The organism is Rahnella sp. CFA14(1/10) (genome assembly GCF_004195095.1).
GTDB lineage: Bacteria > Pseudomonadota > Gammaproteobacteria > Enterobacterales > Enterobacteriaceae > Rahnella > Rahnella perminowiae.
In genome coordinates, this window is the sequence record NZ_SEWS01000002.1 from 83,463 (window position 1) to 101,735 (window position 18,273).

Annotated in this window: 17 protein-coding genes; 12 read left to right on the forward strand and 5 right to left on the reverse strand. The window is 54.5% G+C overall.

Features of this window, described 5'->3' with window-relative positions:
* Positions 1–7 precede the first annotated feature (7 nt).
* Positions 8–1,630: an ABC transporter substrate-binding protein gene (locus EVX52_RS04075; RefSeq protein WP_129990653.1), complete on the reverse strand. Its 1,623-nt coding sequence runs from the start codon at positions 1,628–1,630 to the stop codon at positions 8–10.
* A 307-nt stretch (positions 1,631–1,937) separates the two neighbouring features.
* On the opposite strand from EVX52_RS04075, the gene EVX52_RS04080 reads away from it, so the two are divergent.
* Positions 1,938–3,233, forward strand: a complete 1,296-nt coding sequence (locus EVX52_RS04080) for an NtaA/DmoA family FMN-dependent monooxygenase (protein WP_129990654.1) — start codon at positions 1,938–1,940, stop codon at positions 3,231–3,233.
* Positions 3,234–3,410: 177 nt separating this feature from the next.
* Here EVX52_RS04080 and EVX52_RS04085 read toward each other — a convergent pair whose 3' ends face one another.
* The 4 genes from EVX52_RS04085 to EVX52_RS04100 all read right to left on the reverse strand — a co-directional run bounded on the left by EVX52_RS04085 (position 3,411) and on the right by EVX52_RS04100 (position 7,215).
* Entirely contained in the window at positions 3,411–4,754 is a 1,344-nt protein-coding gene (locus EVX52_RS04085) for an LLM class flavin-dependent oxidoreductase (RefSeq protein WP_129990655.1), read from the reverse strand.
* Positions 4,755–4,789: 35 nt separating this feature from the next.
* On the reverse strand, positions 4,790–5,350 hold the full coding sequence (locus EVX52_RS04090; RefSeq protein WP_129951399.1) for a GNAT family N-acetyltransferase: 561 nt from the start codon (positions 5,348–5,350) through the stop codon (positions 4,790–4,792).
* Between the two features lie 348 nt (positions 5,351–5,698).
* Entirely contained in the window at positions 5,699–5,974 is a 276-nt protein-coding gene (locus tag EVX52_RS04095) for a helix-turn-helix transcriptional regulator (protein WP_235174269.1), read from the reverse strand.
* A 515-nt stretch (positions 5,975–6,489) separates the two neighbouring features.
* Entirely contained in the window at positions 6,490–7,215 is a 726-nt protein-coding gene (locus tag EVX52_RS04100) for a pirin family protein (protein WP_129990656.1), read from the reverse strand.
* 156 nt (positions 7,216–7,371) lie between these two features.
* Here EVX52_RS04100 and EVX52_RS04105 point away from each other — a divergent pair, with 156 nt between their 5' ends.
* The 11 genes from EVX52_RS04105 to EVX52_RS04155 all read left to right on the forward strand — a co-directional run bounded on the left by EVX52_RS04105 (position 7,372) and on the right by EVX52_RS04155 (position 18,243).
* On the forward strand, positions 7,372–8,268 hold the full coding sequence (locus EVX52_RS04105) for a LysR family transcriptional regulator (protein WP_129990657.1): 897 nt from the start codon (positions 7,372–7,374) through the stop codon (positions 8,266–8,268).
* Positions 8,269–8,415: 147 nt separating this feature from the next.
* On the forward strand, positions 8,416–9,183 hold the full coding sequence (locus EVX52_RS04110; protein WP_129990658.1) for a phytanoyl-CoA dioxygenase family protein: 768 nt from the start codon (positions 8,416–8,418) through the stop codon (positions 9,181–9,183).
* A gap of 160 nt (positions 9,184–9,343) precedes the next feature.
* A complete protein-coding gene (locus tag EVX52_RS04115) occupies positions 9,344–10,192 on the forward strand; it encodes a helix-turn-helix domain-containing protein (protein ID WP_129951394.1) in 849 nt (282 codons plus the stop codon).
* Positions 10,193–10,454: 262 nt separating this feature from the next.
* Positions 10,455–11,549, forward strand: a complete 1,095-nt coding sequence (locus tag EVX52_RS04120) for an ABC transporter ATP-binding protein (protein WP_129990659.1) — start codon at positions 10,455–10,457, stop codon at positions 11,547–11,549.
* 4 nt (positions 11,550–11,553) lie between these two features.
* Positions 11,554–12,204, forward strand: coding sequence for an ABC transporter permease (locus EVX52_RS04125; protein WP_129951392.1), 651 nt, complete (start codon positions 11,554–11,556; stop codon positions 12,202–12,204).
* The gene (locus EVX52_RS04130) at positions 12,201–12,908 is read left to right on the forward strand and encodes an ABC transporter permease (protein ID WP_129951391.1); all 708 of its coding nucleotides are present in this window, start codon (positions 12,201–12,203) and stop codon (positions 12,906–12,908) included. The genes EVX52_RS04125 and EVX52_RS04130 overlap by 4 nt, the downstream gene beginning before the upstream one ends.
* A gap of 34 nt (positions 12,909–12,942) precedes the next feature.
* On the forward strand, positions 12,943–13,827 hold the full coding sequence (locus tag EVX52_RS04135) for an ABC transporter substrate-binding protein (RefSeq protein ID WP_129951390.1): 885 nt from the start codon (positions 12,943–12,945) through the stop codon (positions 13,825–13,827).
* Positions 13,824–15,368 carry a histidine ammonia-lyase gene (gene hutH / locus EVX52_RS04140; RefSeq protein ID WP_129990660.1) on the forward strand — a complete coding sequence of 515 codons (1,545 nt, stop codon included), beginning with the start codon at positions 13,824–13,826 and terminating at the stop codon, positions 15,366–15,368. The genes EVX52_RS04135 and hutH overlap by 4 nt, the downstream gene beginning before the upstream one ends.
* Positions 15,365–16,567 carry a CaiB/BaiF CoA-transferase family protein gene (locus EVX52_RS04145; protein WP_129990661.1) on the forward strand — a complete coding sequence of 401 codons (1,203 nt, stop codon included), beginning with the start codon at positions 15,365–15,367 and terminating at the stop codon, positions 16,565–16,567. Before hutH ends, EVX52_RS04145 begins: the two co-directional genes overlap by 4 nt.
* 15 nt (positions 16,568–16,582) lie before the next feature.
* Complete coding sequence (locus tag EVX52_RS04150) at positions 16,583–17,476, forward strand: 3-hydroxyacyl-CoA dehydrogenase family protein (protein ID WP_129951387.1); 894 nt, start codon at positions 16,583–16,585, stop codon at positions 17,474–17,476.
* On the forward strand, positions 17,473–18,243 hold the full coding sequence (locus tag EVX52_RS04155; protein ID WP_129951386.1) for an enoyl-CoA hydratase-related protein: 771 nt from the start codon (positions 17,473–17,475) through the stop codon (positions 18,241–18,243). Before EVX52_RS04150 ends, EVX52_RS04155 begins: the two co-directional genes overlap by 4 nt.
* Positions 18,244–18,273: the final 30 nt, after the last annotated feature.

Consider the following 18,273-nt stretch of genomic DNA (forward strand, 5'->3'; position numbering starts at 1 on the left):
CTTCTGATTAATGCTTGCTCAGCCAGACGTCATAGGCATTTTCCGGCATCTGTTTGAACGGCCTGAAGCCGACACCGTGGACGTAAGCCGCTGCCGCAATCTGGTCTTCCGGCTCGTAAAGCGGGATCGCCAGCGCCTGCTGCAACACCGCGAAATTCTGCAACTGCCCGTAAAACGTTTTGCGCTGTGCATTATCCTGCGTCAGCGACGCGCCTTTGAGCAGCGGAATGATTTCCGGCGCATCGGTGCGGCTGTAGTTGATTGAACCGCCGCCCTCGACCGGCAAATAGTGGTTTTCAATATCGATGCCGTCGGTATCCGTATTGGAGTTAGCAATCGAGCCAAACTGACCGGTTTTGCGCACTTCGGTATAGGTCCCGGAATCGACATAACGAATTTTCAGGTCGATGCCCAGGCGTTGCCGTGCCTGCGCCTGTATTGCCTGTAACAGCACATCACGCTGATCGCGCACCGTTGCCTGTGCCTGAATGATTTCAATGCGCAGGGGCTGGCCGTCTTTGGTGCGGATACCGTCAGCCCCTCTGGTTTTCCAGCCTGCGTCATCAAGCAGTTGGTTGGCGAGGGCCGGGTTATTGCCGTATTTACCGCTCAGGCTGGCGTCATACAGCGGATCCACCGGTGATGTAATGCCCCAGACGCGGGTGCGTTCGCCGCGATAAATCGACTGCAAGATCGGGGAAATATCCAACCCCTGTAAAATCGCCTGACGGACATTCACATCCTGTGTCGGGCCATATTTCACATTAAGAAACAACGAATAAGGCGTGCCGGTATTGAGTGCGTGCTGGTAAGAGAAATCAGGATTATCTTTGAACTCACCGGCATCGTTACCCGAAACGCCTTCAATGACATCTACCTGGCCGGAAAGCAGAGCGCCGGTGCGCACTGACGATTCAGGCAGGAAACGGTAAGTCACCCCCTCGAGATACGCCACGCCCTGATGTTTAGCATTGGCTGATGCCCAGTGGTAACCGGGGTTACGCACATACTCAATCTGCTGGCCTTTCTCATAGCGTTTCAGAATAAACGGGCCGGTACCCGCGATGTCGGTGCCTCCGGATTTCAGCTGCGGCGAAGACCAGGAAGAGGGCGAAATCAGCTTCAGACTGGCAGCAAAGGACAGAAACGGACTGTAAACATCTTTCAGCGTAATGCTGACGGTGTGTGCATCCGGCGTAGCGACGCTGGCGATTCGCCCGGCCAGCGCGCAAATACTCGACCCTGCGCAATACGCCGGATCTTGTGCATGACGGAAGTTTGCGGCGACGGCGGCGGCATCGAATTTTTCTCCATTGGAGAATTTCACGTCATCGCGCAGGGTAAACGTATAGGTTTTGCCGTCGCCAGACACGTTATAGCCGGTGGCCAGCCACGGGATATACGAACCGTCCGGCTTGCGCGCTAACAGTGATTCATAAGCGACGCGCAGGATCAGCTCGGCTTTTGACTGGCCGTTTAACTGCGGATTGAGCGTATTAGGTTCAGTTTCCACGCCCCACGTCAGTGTGCCACCTTGTTGCGGTTGTTCAGCTGCATACAGCGGCTGGCCGGAAGAGAGCACTAACAGCGCGAGCGCAGAGAGAGAACGAACGTGAACAGAGGATTTCATACATTTCCCGTCAGATGATAAACCGTGAATTATTCAAATAAACTCAACCTGTAACGCCGCTTTATTCCGTGCGGCTTGAGGGATTATTAATGTCACGTTGCTAAGTTGTAAAATCACAATATTTGCTTTTCAGAAACAATAAATGACTTAAGGGGTTTCTATGGCTTAACCAAGAGGCGAAATACCGGCTTATCTCATTTGAGGGTAATAAAATGCTTTTTTCTTCGTGGTGTAATCAGCGGCGGTCTCTATTTTTAACGCAGGCAATTTAAACGCAGGCAGTTATGTGCAGATAAAGGAGAGCAGCTTGACGAATACATCCCGCAGACGCTTAAAGACCCTGGTCGGGGCAGGAAGCGTGATCCACGCCTCGAACGATACCCGCCGCCAGACGGGTATTTCACGTGCCATCACGCTGGCTAATATCGCAGAAAAAGAAAAAATCACCGGGCTGTTTACGGCCGATTTATTACAGGCTGATCCTGACGGGCTTTCCGGCCCGACCGGGAGTCAGGATCCGCTGATAACCCTTGCGGCGCTGAGTCAGGTCACGTCACAAATCGGTCTGATAGCCACGGTTTCCACCACCTATCAGCATCCGTATAATCTGGCGCGGCTGATCGGCACGCTTGATCACGTCAGCGGCGGGCGTGCGGGCTGGAACGCAGTAACGTCTTCAGTCGGCGAAGAGAATTTCGGCGATATCCGGCTGCCTGCGCCTGAAGTGCGTTACGCCAGAGCCACAGAGTTTATTGAAGTGATTAACGCGCTGTTCGATGCCAATCAGCCGGATGCCGTGGTGCGCAACAAAAGCGGCGGGGTGAGTATAGATCCGCGCAAGCTGCATCCGATCAATCATCACGGGGATTTTTTCCGCGTCCAGGGCCCGCTGAACGTTCCGCCGCCGCCGCAACACCGGCCGGTACAGTTTCAGGCCGGGCAGTCAGAAGAAGGGCTGAAACTTGGCGCGAAATACGCGGAGGTGATCTACACCTCGCAACCCACACTGGAAGACGCCCGGGCCTTCGTGGAGCGCGTTCATCATCATGCTGATGCCTTCGGACGACATGAAAACCGGCCGCTCATCATGAACTCGCTCCACTCGGTCATCGGCTCAGGCCCTTCTGATGTGGCGCGCCGGTTGTTCGAAAAACACGAGCGTATTGATTATCAGCAGGGGCGTCTTAAAGTGGCGGATATGCTGGGCGGTGACATTGATTTGCGCGACCTTGCGCTGGATCAGCCCGTTCCGCTGCGGTTGTTACCGGATGTCGATCAGATAAACCGCCGTCGCGGCCGGGCAGAGATTTTTAAGCGTTTCGCCTTGCAGGGACTGACGCTGCGCGAACTGATCATACAGGCGCAGGAAACCGGCCACTGGTTTGTCGCCGGTACGCCGGAACAGCTGGCCGACGCCATCGAAGAACGCTACCGCGCCGGTGTGCTGGATGTCATTTCCCTGCATGGCCTCGGGCAGGTGGATCAGGAAGACTTGCTGATCAACGGCCTGTTGCCGGAGTTACGGAAAAGGAAACTTATCGATACCGAATACGGGGAAGAAGATTTCAGGGGGAATCTTGGATTAACATCCAGACTGCCGTAGATCAAGGTCGTGGGCGTCGGCCCACACCCCCCAGGCTCTTTCACTGCGGGCGGAGCGCGCAGTTAAAAAACGCAGGATTCCAAAGGGTTTCGTTTAAAACCCTTTGGGCCAGTGTGGGCGGCGAGCCAACGACCTTGACCTTAAAGCCAGTTTGGGCGGCAACCCAAAGTATTGATTCTAAACCGTCAGTGCATCGGAAGGCACACTCTTAGCAGTGAATTGATTCTCCGGCTCCCGCAACCCCAGATTTCCCCGCAACGTCTCACTTTCGTATTCCGTCCGGTACACTCCCCGTGCCTGCAAAATCGGGATCACACTGTCGGTGAAATCATCGAACGCCGTCGGGGTTCCGCCGCGGACAATAAAGCCGTCGGCAGCGCCCGACGTGAACCAATGTTCCAGTCCGTCAGCGACGTCTTTGGCAGTACCGGAGAAGGTCGGGCGTGGCGTGGCGGCTTCCAGCGCGGCCTGACGCAGGGTCAGCCCGCGCTCGCTGGCGTTGCGTTTGATTTCATCCGTGGTGCTGCGGAAGCTGTTTTGCCCCAAATTACCTATGTCGGGGAAGGGGGCGTCGGGGTCATATTGCGCAAAATCGTGATGCTCGAAATAGCGGCCAAGATAATCCAGAGCACTTTCCAGCGTCACCAGTTGCGCCGTTTCCTGATATTTGCGTTCGGCGTCGGCGGGCGAGTCACCGATAATCACGCTGATACCCTGAAAGACGCGGATGTCGTCAGCGTCACGGCCGTTTAACACCAGCTGACGCCGGACGTCGAGCCGGAACTCGCGGGCCAGCGCAGGGGTTTCCTGACGGGTGTAAATGGCATCAGCGGCTTCGGCGGCAAAAGCTTTGCCCTGTTCCGATGCTCCGGCCTGAAAGACGATCGGACGGCCCTGCGGCGAGCGTCCGACGTTCAGCGGCCCCTGCACCGAGTAGTATTTGCCGTGATGATTAAGTGTGTGCAGTTTCTCCGGCACAAAGAACTGGCCGGTGGCTTTGTTGCGCACAAAGGCATCTTCTTCCCAGGAATCCCACAGTCCTTTCACCACGCTGACGTATTCACTGGCGATGCGGTAACGCTCATCATGTTCCGGATGTTTATCGCGGGAGAAGTTTTTCGCCGAGCCTTCCAGCGGTGAGGTCACGACGTTCCAGCCCGCCCGGCCACCACTCAGATGATCGAGGCTGGCGAACTGACGCGCGACGGTAAACGGCTCGCTGTAGGAGGTGGATAATGTGGCGACCAGTCCGATTTTGCGGGTGACCAGCGACAGGGCAGAAAGCAGGGTAATCGGTTCAAAACGGTTGAGGAAATGCGGAATAGATTTCTCAGTAATATAAAGTCCGTCGGCGACAAATAAGAAATCAAATTTAGCCTGTTCAGCTCGTTGCGCTAATTGCTGGCAGAACTGAATATTAATACTGGCATCAGCAACCGCATCCGGGTGACGCCATGCAGACATATTTCCGGATGCGCCCTGAATAATGGCACCCAGACGTAATTGTTTTTTCTGACTCATTGTTTCATCCTTATGAGGGTATTATTCAGCCGCTGTTAAACCAGCGTGCGTAATTCAGCGATAGAGCGCACCAGCGGCGCCTGCTCCAGTGCTTCGAATGCCTGCTGGTTGAGAATTTTGCGCAGATAGACCAGTTCGACACCCAGCGGATTGGTCGCGGTATGAAATGGCTCATAACCCCGTCGCTGATACAACCCGGTCAGCCACGGATGTTTCACCGCCGTTGCCAGATACACCGCCGGTGATTTCAGCGTGTCCCGCAAAAACGTCTCTTCCACGTAGCGGATAATTTCATTGCCAAATCCCTGGCCTTTGGCGTGTTCTGCCACCGCAAACCAGTGCACAAACGGCCATGGCGCAAGATGATTTTTCGCGGGTGTCCACAGAAAACGGGTGGTCAGCGTCGCGGTCAGTACACCGTCTTTTTCCAGCACATAAGTGGTTTCATTACGGATGACATCCCGCACATCCTCAACGCTGGCGCGGGTAATGGTGAAATGAATGTTATGTTCCAGCAGCGGCTCGTAAGCCTTTTGCAAAAGACTGTGCAGCGCCGCTGCTTCAGACTCCTGAGCAAGGCGGATCACATGGCTCATATTCCGTTCCTTTAGTTCACAACACATCGTTAACAATGATTATTAAAGTCAGGGACAAGCGATGTAAAACAACAATAGTTGCTATGCAGTTGCGGGAGATGGAATAGGGGCGGTCATAAAACTCCCTCCCCTTCGCAGGGGAGAAGTAAAGAGAAAAACTATCTTCCTTTGCATTTAAGATCCTACGGGCAAGATTTCCAGCCTGTCACGGCGCCAACTGAAACAGAGTGTCTGGCGACAGCGCGCAGGCTTTTTCCCGCGCCACGGCTGCGATGTGCCGAATTCAGGGAGTTAAGAGCAGGGAGAGGAAGGAAAAGGGCGTTTTTACAACGCCCTGAGGAGATGCTACTACTCGTCTGTAGGGGGTTTCTTGGCCGGTGTACGCAGCGGACGTTCAACAAATTGCATGGTGCGCTTATCGAAGTACCGGCTTGGCCAGATGATAGAAGGCGGCACACCGATAGCCTGGCTAATCAGCAACTCACCCTTTGGCCAGGGACGGGTAAGCGCATTGGCTAAGGTGGTTGAACATAAACCCGCCGCGCGTGAAACCGCAGACAGGGTGGTGCCTTTTTTGCGCAGTGCAGCAATGATGTCGGCAGGGTGCCAGTCCTGATTAATCAGGATTTCACCCTCATGTTGCTGAATATATGAGGTAGGAAACGGCAGAAATGTCGGACTATGGGGCAGTTTCATGTGTATTCTCCGATGTGATAGTTAACCACCACCGGAGCTGCGAAACTCTTTTTGGTGGTGGCTCAGACAAGGTTCGCAGTACCGGTCACATCGGAATCCGGCCAGCCCGGGGGCTGCCTTGCCTGAGTCACCATAGGATGTACAAATTACAAGCATCTGCATCTGACAGGTGTACCGAGGCTAATACATAATTATTACATATGTATTTCCGATGTGGTATTCAGGCTGCGAAACCTCGCCGCGTTTTTTTGACGCAGCAAGGCAAATATAACGTAAGCAAGGGTGCTAAACCAACTGGATAACCACTGAGATGGGATTTGCTTTCCAGAGAAAAATATATGTTGCAGAGCTTTGCAGCAGGCATTTTTACCCATGAGGGAGAGGGCGCAAAAAGGCAGGCATATTGCTGAAAATGTCTGCAATATGCCTGTTAAGTGCTTTAATTAGCGGGACGGGTGATTCACTTCCACCGGTCGCAAATCAAAAAGTAATACTTCTGCCTGATCACCGTCCGTAAAGGTGAGTTTATCTTCCTGACGGATACGGGCACCGTCACCGGTTCTGAACTCAATGCCGTTCACTTTGATGCTGCCGCGTGCCACATGGATATAGGCATAGCGGTCAGGATCCAGATCAAACGTGGCCTGTTCTGCGCCGTCGAAGAAACCCGCGTAAATCTTCATGTCCTGACGCACCGTCAGTGAGCCGTTGTCACCCTCCGGCGAGACAACCAGACGGAACTGGCCACGTTTTTCCGCTTCAGCCACAGAAACTTGCTGGTAACCCGGTTTGGTACCCGTTTCAGACGGCACAATCCAGATTTGCAGGAAATGGACATTCTCGTCGCCGGAGTGGTTGAACTCACTGTGCGTCACACCGGAACCGGCGCTCATCAGCTGTACATCACCGGGAACAATCACAGAACCGGTACCCATCGAATCTTTATGCTCCAGCGCGCCTTCCAGAACATAAGAGATAATTTCCATATTGCTGTGCGGATGTGCGCCAAAGCCGCGGCCCGGTGCAACCTGATCATCGTTAATGACCAGCAGGTCTGAGAAACCGACCTGTTTCGGATCCCAGTAACTGGCGAAGGAAAAAGTATGGCGTGAATGCAACCAGCCGTGATCACCCAGGCCGCGTTGTTCAGAGAGACGTTGTTCGATCATGATGTGCTCCTCAGTTTGTCAGGGGGGAAGTGCGTTTGCGCTTCCGATGAACAGAGAATACACGTAAACTAATTTGCTCAACAATGCGCTGGTTTGACTATCACTGTCACGTTTTGGTGGACAATCAGCGGCATGATAATCAAGGATGCGGATAAGATGCAGATAGAAGATCTTCGTATTTTTGTTGCGGTGGTAAAGGCCGGGAGTTTTACCGCAGCGGCTGAACAACTGATGCTATCAAAACAATATGTCAGTCGCCGTATGGCGTCGCTGGAGGCTGGCTTAAATGCCCGGCTGCTCAACCGCAACACCCGTAAACTGTCGGTGACCGAATCCGGTCAGTTGTTCGCGCAACATGCTCAGCGGATCCTCGATGACATCGAAGAAGCCGAACGCGCGGTGTCGCCCAAACGGCAGGCGCTTCAGGGGTCATATCGCATCAGCATTCCGATGTCGTTTGGCATCAGCCATCTCTCACCGCTGATTGCCGAGTTTTTAGGTCAGCATCCGGCTATTCAGTTTCAGGTAGAACTGGTCGACCGCTATGTTGACCTGGTGGGTGAAGGTTTCGACATTGCGTTGCGCATTGGTAATCTGGCCGATTCGTCGCTGGTGGCGAGGCGCCTGGGCGAGCTGAAGCGGGTGATCTGTTGCAGCCCGCAATATCTTCAGCGCAAGGGAACGCCGGAAACGCCGGAGGATTTGCTCAGCCATCACTGCCTGCGTTACGGGCGTGAAGGACAGACCGGCTGGGAGCTGGAGCTGCACGGCAAACGCCGTCTGTTTGATGTGCGCGGGCCGATTGTCAGCAATAACGGTGAAGTGTTACGCGATGCGGCCGTCGCCGGACTGGGGCTGGTATTACTGCCGGAATTTATCGTCGGCCCGGCACTGCAATACGGGGCGCTGGTTCGCGTACTCGATGCGTTTCATCCCGGCCCGCTGAGCCTGCACGCCCTTTATCCGCAGCATCGTCAGCGCAGCGAAGTCACCCGGGTATTTCTCGACTTTTTACAGGAGAGACTCAAGGCACAACTGCTGGTGGCGGTCTGAGAGACATGCTGCGGATGTAAGCCGATCTGTCTCACACTTTTTTGGCGATCACACATAAATCCAGTGTTTCGTAGGATTAGCATCGTTTTTTCCTATAAAAACTGCCGTACTTTCATGTTACGCAAACGTTAACTGAAGGGGCGGGAAATGAATCATTCATCTGAGCAATATTTTGCAGCACTGGGCGCAACACAACCGTTAACGCCGGCACAGGCGGACGAACTGGAGACGCGCGGATACCTGATTATTCATGATGTGATTGACCAGGACTGGCTGGCGGATATGCGTGTCACGTTTGACGCGCTGGTGGAAAAAGAAGGCGATAATCTCGCGGTGGAACATCATCAGGAAGCCACCGCCACCCGTATCGCCAATATGATCAACAAAGGCACTGTGTGGGAAAAGGTCTGGTCGCATCCGCTGATCCTGTCCGTGTGCCACCATATTTTCGGCGGCGCGTTTAAGGTTTCGAGTCTCAATGGTCGTGAAGCGCTGCACCGGGGAGGACATCAGCCGCTGCATGCTGACTGGAAAAAACCGCGTCCGGATTTCCCAAAGGTGCATCTGGTCAATGCTATCGTGGCGATTGACGATTTAAGTGCCGCCAACGGTGCGCCACGTATTATTCCGGGCACTCATCACCGCCCTGAATTGCCGGAGGACGTGCTGGCGGATGTCGAATTGCCGCATCCGGATGAGGTGGTGTTTGAGGCACCGGCAGGCAGTGTGATGATCTATAACGCTCATGCGTGGCACGGTGGTACCAATAACCACGCCGGCACACGTCGCCGGGTGCTGCACAGTTTGTATATTGATCGTGCCGATGCGCAGCAGCAGGATCAGCGTAAATGGCTGACGCCGGAAACGGCAAGCCGCCTGACGCCTGCGCAAAAATGGTTGCTCGACGTGCTCTGAATGGCTGTTTCCCTCCGGGCCTGGCCGCCGGTCAGGCTTTTTTATTGCATTTTACCGGGTCTTATAATGGACACCAGAAGGGGCACGGTGTGGCAGGCGGGATTACCGCGTATTTGTTAGGTGTATGTTATGATCAAAAGAAATCCTCTGAGAGGCTGCCATGCTGCAAGACGTGATAGAAACACTGTTCCGATCGGTATCCGGCAGTGATGCGTTTGCTGTCCGGTTCCCTGATAATTCCCTGCCTGCGCCCGAGCTGGCCTCGGTGGTTAGTTTTCCGCGTATCGAATTTGTGGTTGAAGGCGAAGTCCGTGATCGCAGCATCGCCGCCGGTAAAGGGCTGCTGAGGCAGGGCGATGCACTGTATATTCCGGGCGGGAAGTGGAATCTGATGGTGTGGGATCAGTCCGCGACAGTGCTGAGTATTCTGTTCAGTAAAGAAAAACTGGGTTTCAGTTTGCAGTTCTGGGATGGCGTGACATTTACCGGTACCGATAAGCAAAGTGTTTCGCGCCTTGGTCCGCGGGTAGGCTCGTTTTTGTTGCAGGCGATGAATGAAATTATCTCTAATCCTGACGACCAGCAAACCGCGCGCTGCGTGGTCGCGGGGTTGTTAAGTCATTGTCAGGAACAGCTCGCCAACCGGGCGCAGATCCTCACCCGCAGCGGTGCGCTGTTTGAGGTCATCAAAAAATATATTGAAGAGAATGCCGCACTGCCGCTGACGCGCGAAAACGTGGCAAAGCGTTTCCATATCACCCCCAATTACCTGTCTCATTTATTTCGGAAATCCGGTGATATCGGCTTCAGTGAGTATCTGAATCATGTCCGGCTGGAAAAGGCGAAACTGCTGCTTAAAGGCTATGAGCTGAAAATCAAAGAAGTGGCAGCCAGCAGCGGCTTTGTTGACAGCAACTATTTCTGCCGCGTTTTTCGCAAAAGCACCGCCCGTTCGCCTTCTGAATATCGCAGTCAGTGGCTGAGCCAGTTGTCGGATCGAAAGTCGTAGCCAGCCTGTAGCCTGAAAGTAAAACATTCCGCACCGCAATGGGGCGAATTGTTTTTTTCTGGTGCAAAAAAACGTCATTTTTTGTTCACTTTTATGCCTCACTGCCCGTCACAATCGCCATATTCTGCCGCTATTCCTCCGTTTTGATAAGTTGGCATTCTGCTTGCTAGGTTGTACATACAAGTTAGTACATGTCAGGTCTGCGAAATGATCACAAGCAGGCGTCCTGTGAAAAACACTCCGTAATGTGGCTGGAAATGTAATGATTTCATTTGAGAACATAAGCAAATTTTACGCAGATGGTACGGTGGCTGTAGACAGGCTGTCGTTCAGTGCGCCAACAGGGAAAATCACCATGCTGGTCGGGCCCTCGGGCTGCGGCAAAACCACCTCGCTGCGTATGATCAACCGGTTAATCGAACCCTCTTCGGGCAGCATTTTGCTGAACGGGCAGCCGACCGCCGGAATGGACCTGGTAAAATTACGCCGCAAAATAGGTTATGTGATCCAGAACGCGGGGCTGTTTCCGCATAAAACCGTGCAGGACAACATCGCGGTCACGGCGCTGCTCAACGGTGCGACACGTACGGCTGCGCGTAAAAAGGCCCTCGAATTACTTGAGCTGGTCGGGCTTTCCCTGTCGATGGCGGAGCGCTATCCGTGGCAGTTATCCGGCGGTCAGCAACAACGGGTGGGCGTGGCGCGTGCGCTGGCATCGGACCCGGAATTTATGCTGATGGATGAACCTTTCAGCGCTGTCGATCCGGTGGTGCGCGAACAGTTACAGGATGAATTTTTAAGGTTACAGCGTGAAATCGGCAAGACCATTATTATGGTTACTCACGATATTGATGAGGCGATGAAATTAGGCGATCAGGTCGCCGTTTTCCGCCCCGGGGGGCGTCTGGCGCAAGTCGCCTCGCCGGTGAAATTACTCAATGAACCGCAGGATGTGTTTGTTGCTGATTTTATTGGTCGTGATCGCGGATACCGTAAACTTTCCTTCGACAGCATCCCCGGGAATATCAGTCTGACGAAAGAACCTGTCATCGAGCCGGGTATTTCCGTCAATGCAGCCAGAGCCCTTGCCGGAGAAAGTGCCTGGGTGCTGGTGGTAGAAAATGAATGTCCGCTCGGCTGGTATGATGTCACACAAAATAAAATAACCGTGGATGCGGAAGATATTAATCTCGGCAGTACCTTCGCGCCGAAAAATGGCACGCTGCGACAGCTAATGGATGCCGTATTAAGTTCTCCCTGTCAGCGCGGTATTGTGGTAGATGAACATCAGCGTTTTATCGGCACGGCCACTATAGAACACGTCTTTTCACTTTCTTATTCCCGGACTGTGAGGTAGTGCCATGCGTTTTGACTGGTTATTTCAGCAGCGGGAAAATATATTAACGCTGCTCGGCTGGCATATTTACCTGTCTGTTATTCCGGTATTGATCGGGCTGGCACTGGCTATTCCGGTAGGCGGTGTTTTACACCGATGCGGAAAATTTAAAGACGGTATTCTGAATTTATTAGGATTGCTTTATACCATTCCTTCACTGGCGTTATTTGTTCTATTGCCCGGTCTGCTGGGCACAAAGATTCTGGATGTAGTTAATGTCGTGGTGGCCCTGACATTGTATGCATTTGCGTTGCTGATCCGCACCGTATGCGACGGACTGGATTCTGTGGCGGATGATACCCGCCAGGCCGCTGTCGCCATGGGCTACCGACCCTTGCAGCGTTTCCTGAGCGTGGAATTACCGCTGGCCGTGCCGGTCATCGCCGCCGGTATGCGGGTGGTGGTGGTTTCGAATGTCAGTATTGTGTCGATTTCGGCGCTGGTTGGCATGCCGCAACTGGGGGCATTGTTCACCCAGGGTTTTCAGCTGCATTTCCTGACACCGATTATTGCCGGTATTTTCCTGTGCATTGTGCTGGCGCTGCTGCTGGATAATCTGGTGCTGCGTACCGGCAATAAAATGACCACATGGCAACCGAAAAGGAATGCGAAATGATTAACTGGTTGCTGGACTCCGGTCACTGGCTCAATGATGACGGTTTGCTGATGCTCATCTTTCAGCATCTGATTTACAGCATTGAAGCGTTGTTCATCGCGGTGATTATTGCTTTTCCGATCGGTTGCTATGTCGGCCATACCGGTAAAGGTGCGACGCTATTAATCGGCAGCGCCAATGCCATGCGGGCGCTGCCTTCATTCGGGTTAATCATCTTGCTGGTAATTCTGTTCGGGCCGGTATTTGAATCGGACCTGGCTTTTATTGTGCCTTGTCTGATTGTGCTGATTATTCTGGCCTTACCGCCCATTATGATGGGGGTGTATTCCGGCATCCGGGCAATTAACCCGGCAGTTATTGATGCCGCAACCGGTATGGGGTATTCACCGCTGAAACTGTTGCTGGCGGTAGAAATACCCTGCGCGCTGGCGCTGATATTATCCGGTATCCGCAGTGCTGCGCTGCAAATTGTGTCTACAGCCACGATTGCAGCGTATGTTTCGCTTGGTGGCTTAGGGCGGCTGATTATTGATGGCCGTGCACAGAATGATTATCCGCAAATGGTTGCGGGTGCTTTTATGGTGGGAATATTAGCGTTACTGGTTGATGTATTTTTCTCTTTTTTAATTCGTTTCATTGTTTCACCAGGATTGCGGCAGCGTGAGCGCCGCCGTAAAAAAACCATTCCTTTATCGAATCACTGAATTATCTACTCACTCATTCCGGAGCCTGACAAAAATGAAATTGAAAAATTTGCTCGCCGTTGCCCTGTTTTCTGCTGCCGTCGTACACGTCCCTGCTGCGTTTTCCGCTGATACGGGGGGCACTATTATCATCGGCTCAGCGGATTTCCCCGAAAGCCAGCTGATTGCCACTATTTATGAGCAGGCACTGGCAGCAAAAAATGTGAAGGTGGAAACCAAACTTAATATTGGCAGCCGTGAGGTGTATATGCCCGCGCTGCTTGATGGCTCCATTAATCTGATCCCGGAATACAGTGGTGCCACCCTGAGTTATCTCGACGAAAAAACGCAGGCTCATTCTTCTGAAGATGTGGCGGCGGCACTGGCAAAAGCTTTACCGGAAAAAATCAAAATGCTGGATATCTCAGCCGCGCAGGACAGTGATGTGCTGGCTGTGACTGAGAAAACGGCCAAAAAACACAATCTGAAAGACATCAGTGATCTGGCACCGGTGGCGAAAACGCTGGTTCTGGGCGGTCCGGCAGAATGGAAAACCCGTCGTGAAGGGGTGAGAGGGCTGAGCGAAGTGTACGGCCTGACCTTTAAAAACTTCAAAGTGCTCGACGTCGCCGGCCCGCTGACACTGTCTGCGCTGACCAATAATCAGATTCAGGTCGCGGACATGACCTCAACCGACCCGGCGATTAAAACGAAAAATCTGGTGGCGCTGGAAGATTCCAGACACTTATTCCCGGCGCAAAATATTGTGCCGCTGATTGCTAAAGACAAAGCCAGCGAGGTGGTCGAAACCACGCTGAACAACGTGTCCCGACAACTGACCACCAGCGATCTGATCGTGATGAACGGCAAACTGGCGAATTTTGAAAGTGTGGATGCCGTAGCAAAAGAGTGGCTGGCCGGGCACGGGCTGGATAAATGATGACGCGCACTGTCATCTTAGGCACGGCGGAAACCTCCGTCCGTGATATCGCGGATATCGCTTACGGGGCACCGGTGTTGCCGGACCCGTCAGCGTCAGATGCCATGCTGATCGTGCATGAGAAAATCAGGCAGGCGATTGCCGACAACAAAGTCATTTACGGCCTGACCACCGGCGTGGGTGACCTGGTCACTCAGCGCTTATCACCGGAGCAAATTTCTGACGTACAGCTCAATATGCTGAAAAGTCACGCCTGCGGTACGGGGCCGGTGCTGGCGCAGCATGAAGTGCGGGCGATGATGGCGGTGATGATGAAATCGCTGCTGCAGGGCTACAGTGGCGTCAGCCCTGCGCTGGTGCAAACGATGGCCGACATGCTTAACAAGGGGGTGACGCCCTGGTCGCCTGCCAAGGGGTCGGTTGGTTACCTGATTGCCACTGCGCATATCGGGCTGTCGGTGTTTGGTTACGGAAAATCGTTCTATCAGGGCGAACTGTTACCGGCACGGGAAGCACTGGAACGGGCGGGGATTGCCGTGCGCATTCCCGGTCCGCGCGAAGGCCATGCGCTGGTCAGCGGCACCTATGAAATCACTGCGCTGGGCTGTCTGGCGGCGCAAGCCTTCCGCGAATTACTGCCGGCGGCGGATGCTGCTGGTGGCATGAGCCTGGAAGTGCTGAAGGGGAATATCCGCGGGTATGATGCCCGCCTTCACGCATTGCGCCCGCACGACGGCCAGCAGGAAACCGCGCGGATTTTGCGCTGTTTCCTGCGTGACAGCGAGATCCTGGATAAATACCGGGATTTTCGCGTTCAGGACGCACTGAGCCTGCGCTGCATTCCGCAAATGCATGGCGCGGTACGGGATGTACTGAGTTACTGCCTGAAAACGCTGACTACCGAAGTTAATTCGGTCACAGATAATCCGGTGTTTATTGTGGAAGAGGGGGAGCTGAATGTTTTGCCGGGCGGCAACGGGCACGGTGCGCCGGTGGCGTTGTGTCTGGATGCACTGGCGATTGCCATTGCGCAACTCAGCACCGGTTCGCAGGCCCGCGCTGACCGACTGACAAACAGTCATCTCAGCGGATTACCGGCTTTTCTGGTGGCCAATGGCGGGGCGCATTCAGGCATGATGATCCCGCCTTACGCTGCGGCCGCGCTGGCAGGGGAAAACCGTGCACTGGCAGCACCGGCCAGCGTGCATACCGTATCCACCTGTGCCGGACAGGAAGATCACATTTCCATGGGGGTAACAGCGGCGCGTAAAGCGATTGATGCCGTTGAAAATGCCATTGATATTGTGGCGATAGAAATCTTGTGTGCCACGCAGGCGGTGGAATTCCACCGTCCGCTGCGCGCCTCAGCGGGCACGGAAACCGTATTGTCTCTGGTGCGCGGGCAGGTGGCCTTCCGGCAGAGTGACGAGGAAATGTATCCGGATATGCTGGCTATCCGTCAGCTGATCGGACAGGGCGATATCTTGCGCGCGCTGACCCCCCTGATTTTCGCAGACCTTGCTGACGGAGAAAATGTATGAGTACATCCGCGACATCACGGCCGCTGGAGGGGATCAAAGTGCTTGACCTTTCCCGCGTGCTGGCCGGGCCTTACTGCGCTTCGCTGCTCAATGATTTGGGTGCGGAAGTGATCAAAATTGAAATGCCGGGTAAAGGTGACGATTCCCGTGATTTCACGCCGCATATTCATGGTGAAAGTACCTACTTCATGCTGCTTAATCACGGCAAAAAAAGCCTGACGCTGAATCTGAAATCTCAGCAGGGACGGGCGGTGCTGGAGCAACTGATTGAAGGCGCGGACGTGCTGGTGGAAAACTTCCGGCCCGGCGTGACCACGCGTCTGGGCATTGATTATGACGCTGTGAAGAAGATCAATCCGAAGCTGGTGTATGCCAGTATTTCCGGCTTTGGTCAGCACGGGCCGCTGGCGCACAAAGCAGCTTATGACCATGTGATCCAGGCAATGGGCGGCATTATGCAGGTCACCGGCTGGGCGAATGGTGAACCGACCCGGGTGGGGGATGCGATTGGTGATGTGGTCTCGGGGCTGTACTGTTCGTGGGGCATTCTGGCGGCATTGCTGCAACGGGGCATCAGCGGTCTCGGGCAGCATGTGGATGTCGCCATGCTCGATGCGATGGTATCGATGCAAATGGTCTCGCTGACACAACTGCTGGGCGGCATACCGCTGGCCGGGCGACTGGGCAATGCACATCCCATCAGCGCCCCGATGGACAGCTACCGTGCGGCCGACGGTTATCTGGTGATTGCCGTGGCGAATGACAGCCTGTTCCGCCGTCTGGCACAGACTATAGGTAAACCGGAAGTGGTGCAGGATGTGCGTTTTGCCACGGATCCGCAGCGCCTGAAACATCAGTACGCATTACGGGTGCTGATTGAAGAATGGCTGCACGACAAAACCGTGGACGGGGCGCTCGCCCTGCTTGATGCAGACGGCATTCCTGCCGCCCCGGTCTGGGGGCTGGATCAACTGCTGCAAAGCCCGCATGCCGCTGAACGGGGACTACTGCATCAGGTGAAACATCCGGTTGCCGGTGAAATCAGCATATTACCGCAGCCGGTGAAGCTGAGCGGCATGCATCAGATACCCGATTTAATGCCGCCACGGCTTGGTGAACACACGCGCGCCATTCTCAGCGCGCAACTGGGGCTGTCTTCGCAGGAGATGGACACACTGGAGCAACAGGGCGTTATTTAACCGGAGGCAGATAATATGGCATCAACACAGGTTGCGGTGATTGGCGCGGGCACCATGGGTGCGCGCATCGCGGCGGTATTTGCCGCCAGCGGTTTTAAGGTGGCGCTTTATTCGCGTACGGAAAACTCGCTGCACAAGGCTGCAAAAGTGATCGACAGCATCGACGCCGGACTGGCATCAGCGGTCACTTTTACGACATCCCTGGCGGAATGTCTGAAAGGCGCGAAGATTGTTTCGGAAAATATCGCTGAGGTGCTGGCACTCAAACAGCAGATTTTTCAGGAGATCGAAAAACAGGTCAGTGACGACTGTCTGCTGACCACCAACACCTCCAGCGTCCCTGTCGGGCAGATTGCCTCTTCGCTGGCGGTGCCGTCGCGTTTTATTGGCCTGCACTGGTTTAATCCGGCTGATGTCATGCCGATGGTGGAAATTGTCTGCGGGCCGCAAACCAGTGACCAAACGCGTCAGCAGGCCGGTGCATTGTGTCAGCAACTGGGCAAACAGACAGTGACCCTTCATAAAGACGTACCGGGGTTTATCGTCAACCGGCTGCAATACGCCATGCTGCGCGAGGCGTTGCATCTGGTGACGGCCGGTATAGCCAGCATCGAAGACGTAGATTTTGCTGTGCAAAGCACACTTGCACCGCGCTGGTCGGCGATGGGGCCGCTGAAACTGATGGATTTTGCCGGGCTGGATACGGTAAAGAATGTTGCGGCGATCTTATTGCCGGTGTTATCCCGTGACGACGCGTTGCCGCCGTGGTTGCTGGAGCACATTGAGCAGGGCCACCTGGGTACCAAAACCGGCGCAGGGTTTTATCCGTGGACGGCACAGGATATTGAAGAAGGGCTCGCGCACCGTAATACCACAATCCGCGCCATCAGCAGGATGCAAAAACCATGAGCGAACTTATCCGCTGTGAACGACATCAGGGCGTGGCGCATATCACCCTTAACCGGCCGGAAAAACTCAATGCACTGAGTGCGGAGATGCTGACGCAATTGCTGGAGAAAATGCGTGAACTGGACGGGGATAAGCAGATCCGCGCCATGGTGATTTCCGGCTCAGCGCGGGCGTTTGCCGCCGGCGCTGACACCGGTACGCTGGCTACCGCCTCAGCGATAGCCCTTTACACCAGCGGTTTCAGCGAAAAATGGGATCAGATCGCCGCCATTGAAAAACCCGTGATCGCGGCACTGTCCGGTTATGCGCTGGGTGGCGGACTGGAACTGGCGTTACTGTGCGATATCGTGATTGCTGATGACACAACCGTTATCGGGCTGCCGGAAACACATATCGGGATTATCCCCGGCGCAGGGGGGACGCAGCGGCTGGTCAGGTCTGTGGGGAAATCACTGGCGATGGAAATCATCCTCGCCGGGCGAAAAATCAGCGCCACCGAAGCGCTGGCTGCCGGGCTGGTCAGCCGCATCACCACACCTGAAGCATTAACGGCACAGGCGCTGACGATTGCGCATAATATTTCCCGTGCCGCACCACTGGCTATTAAGATGGCCAAAAAAGCCGTGCTGGCGAGTTTCGATATGGGCTTAACGGCAGGCATCAGTTATGAGCGTTCGTTGTCCGCCCTGATTGCGGCCAGCGAAGACCGCAACGAAGGCATGCGCGCACTGGCGGCGAAAGAACAGGCGGTGTTTACCGGCGAATGACCTCCGGCAACGCGCGCCAGGCAATATACA

Bases quoted from the DNA above. Each gene is read 5' to 3' on its own strand.
- EVX52_RS04105 (WP_129990657.1), top strand. From the start codon at position 7,372: ATGCAGATAGAAGATCTTCGTATTTTTGTTGCGGTGGTAAAGGCCGGG.
- EVX52_RS04110 (WP_129990658.1), top strand. From the start codon at position 8,416: ATGAATCATTCATCTGAGCAATATTTTGCAGCACTGGGCGCAACACAA.
- EVX52_RS04085 (WP_129990655.1), bottom strand. From the start codon at position 4,754: ATGAGTCAGAAAAAACAATTACGTCTGGGTGCCATTATTCAGGGCGCA.
- EVX52_RS04090 (WP_129951399.1), bottom strand. From the start codon at position 5,350: ATGAGCCATGTGATCCGCCTTGCTCAGGAGTCTGAAGCAGCGGCGCTG.
- EVX52_RS04130 (WP_129951391.1), top strand. From the start codon at position 12,201: ATGATTAACTGGTTGCTGGACTCCGGTCACTGGCTCAATGATGACGGT.
- EVX52_RS04115 (WP_129951394.1), top strand. From the start codon at position 9,344: ATGCTGCAAGACGTGATAGAAACACTGTTCCGATCGGTATCCGGCAGT.
- hutH (WP_129990660.1), top strand. From the start codon at position 13,824: ATGATGACGCGCACTGTCATCTTAGGCACGGCGGAAACCTCCGTCCGT.
- EVX52_RS04100 (WP_129990656.1), bottom strand. From the start codon at position 7,215: ATGATCGAACAACGTCTCTCTGAACAACGCGGCCTGGGTGATCACGGC.
- EVX52_RS04120 (WP_129990659.1), top strand. From the start codon at position 10,455: ATGATTTCATTTGAGAACATAAGCAAATTTTACGCAGATGGTACGGTG.
- EVX52_RS04150 (WP_129951387.1), top strand. From the start codon at position 16,583: ATGGCATCAACACAGGTTGCGGTGATTGGCGCGGGCACCATGGGTGCG.
- EVX52_RS04145 (WP_129990661.1), top strand. From the start codon at position 15,365: ATGAGTACATCCGCGACATCACGGCCGCTGGAGGGGATCAAAGTGCTT.
- EVX52_RS04125 (WP_129951392.1), top strand. From the start codon at position 11,554: ATGCGTTTTGACTGGTTATTTCAGCAGCGGGAAAATATATTAACGCTG.
- EVX52_RS04135 (WP_129951390.1), top strand. From the start codon at position 12,943: ATGAAATTGAAAAATTTGCTCGCCGTTGCCCTGTTTTCTGCTGCCGTC.
- EVX52_RS04155 (WP_129951386.1), top strand. From the start codon at position 17,473: ATGAGCGAACTTATCCGCTGTGAACGACATCAGGGCGTGGCGCATATC.
- EVX52_RS04075 (WP_129990653.1), bottom strand. From the start codon at position 1,630: ATGAAATCCTCTGTTCACGTTCGTTCTCTCTCTGCGCTCGCGCTGTTA.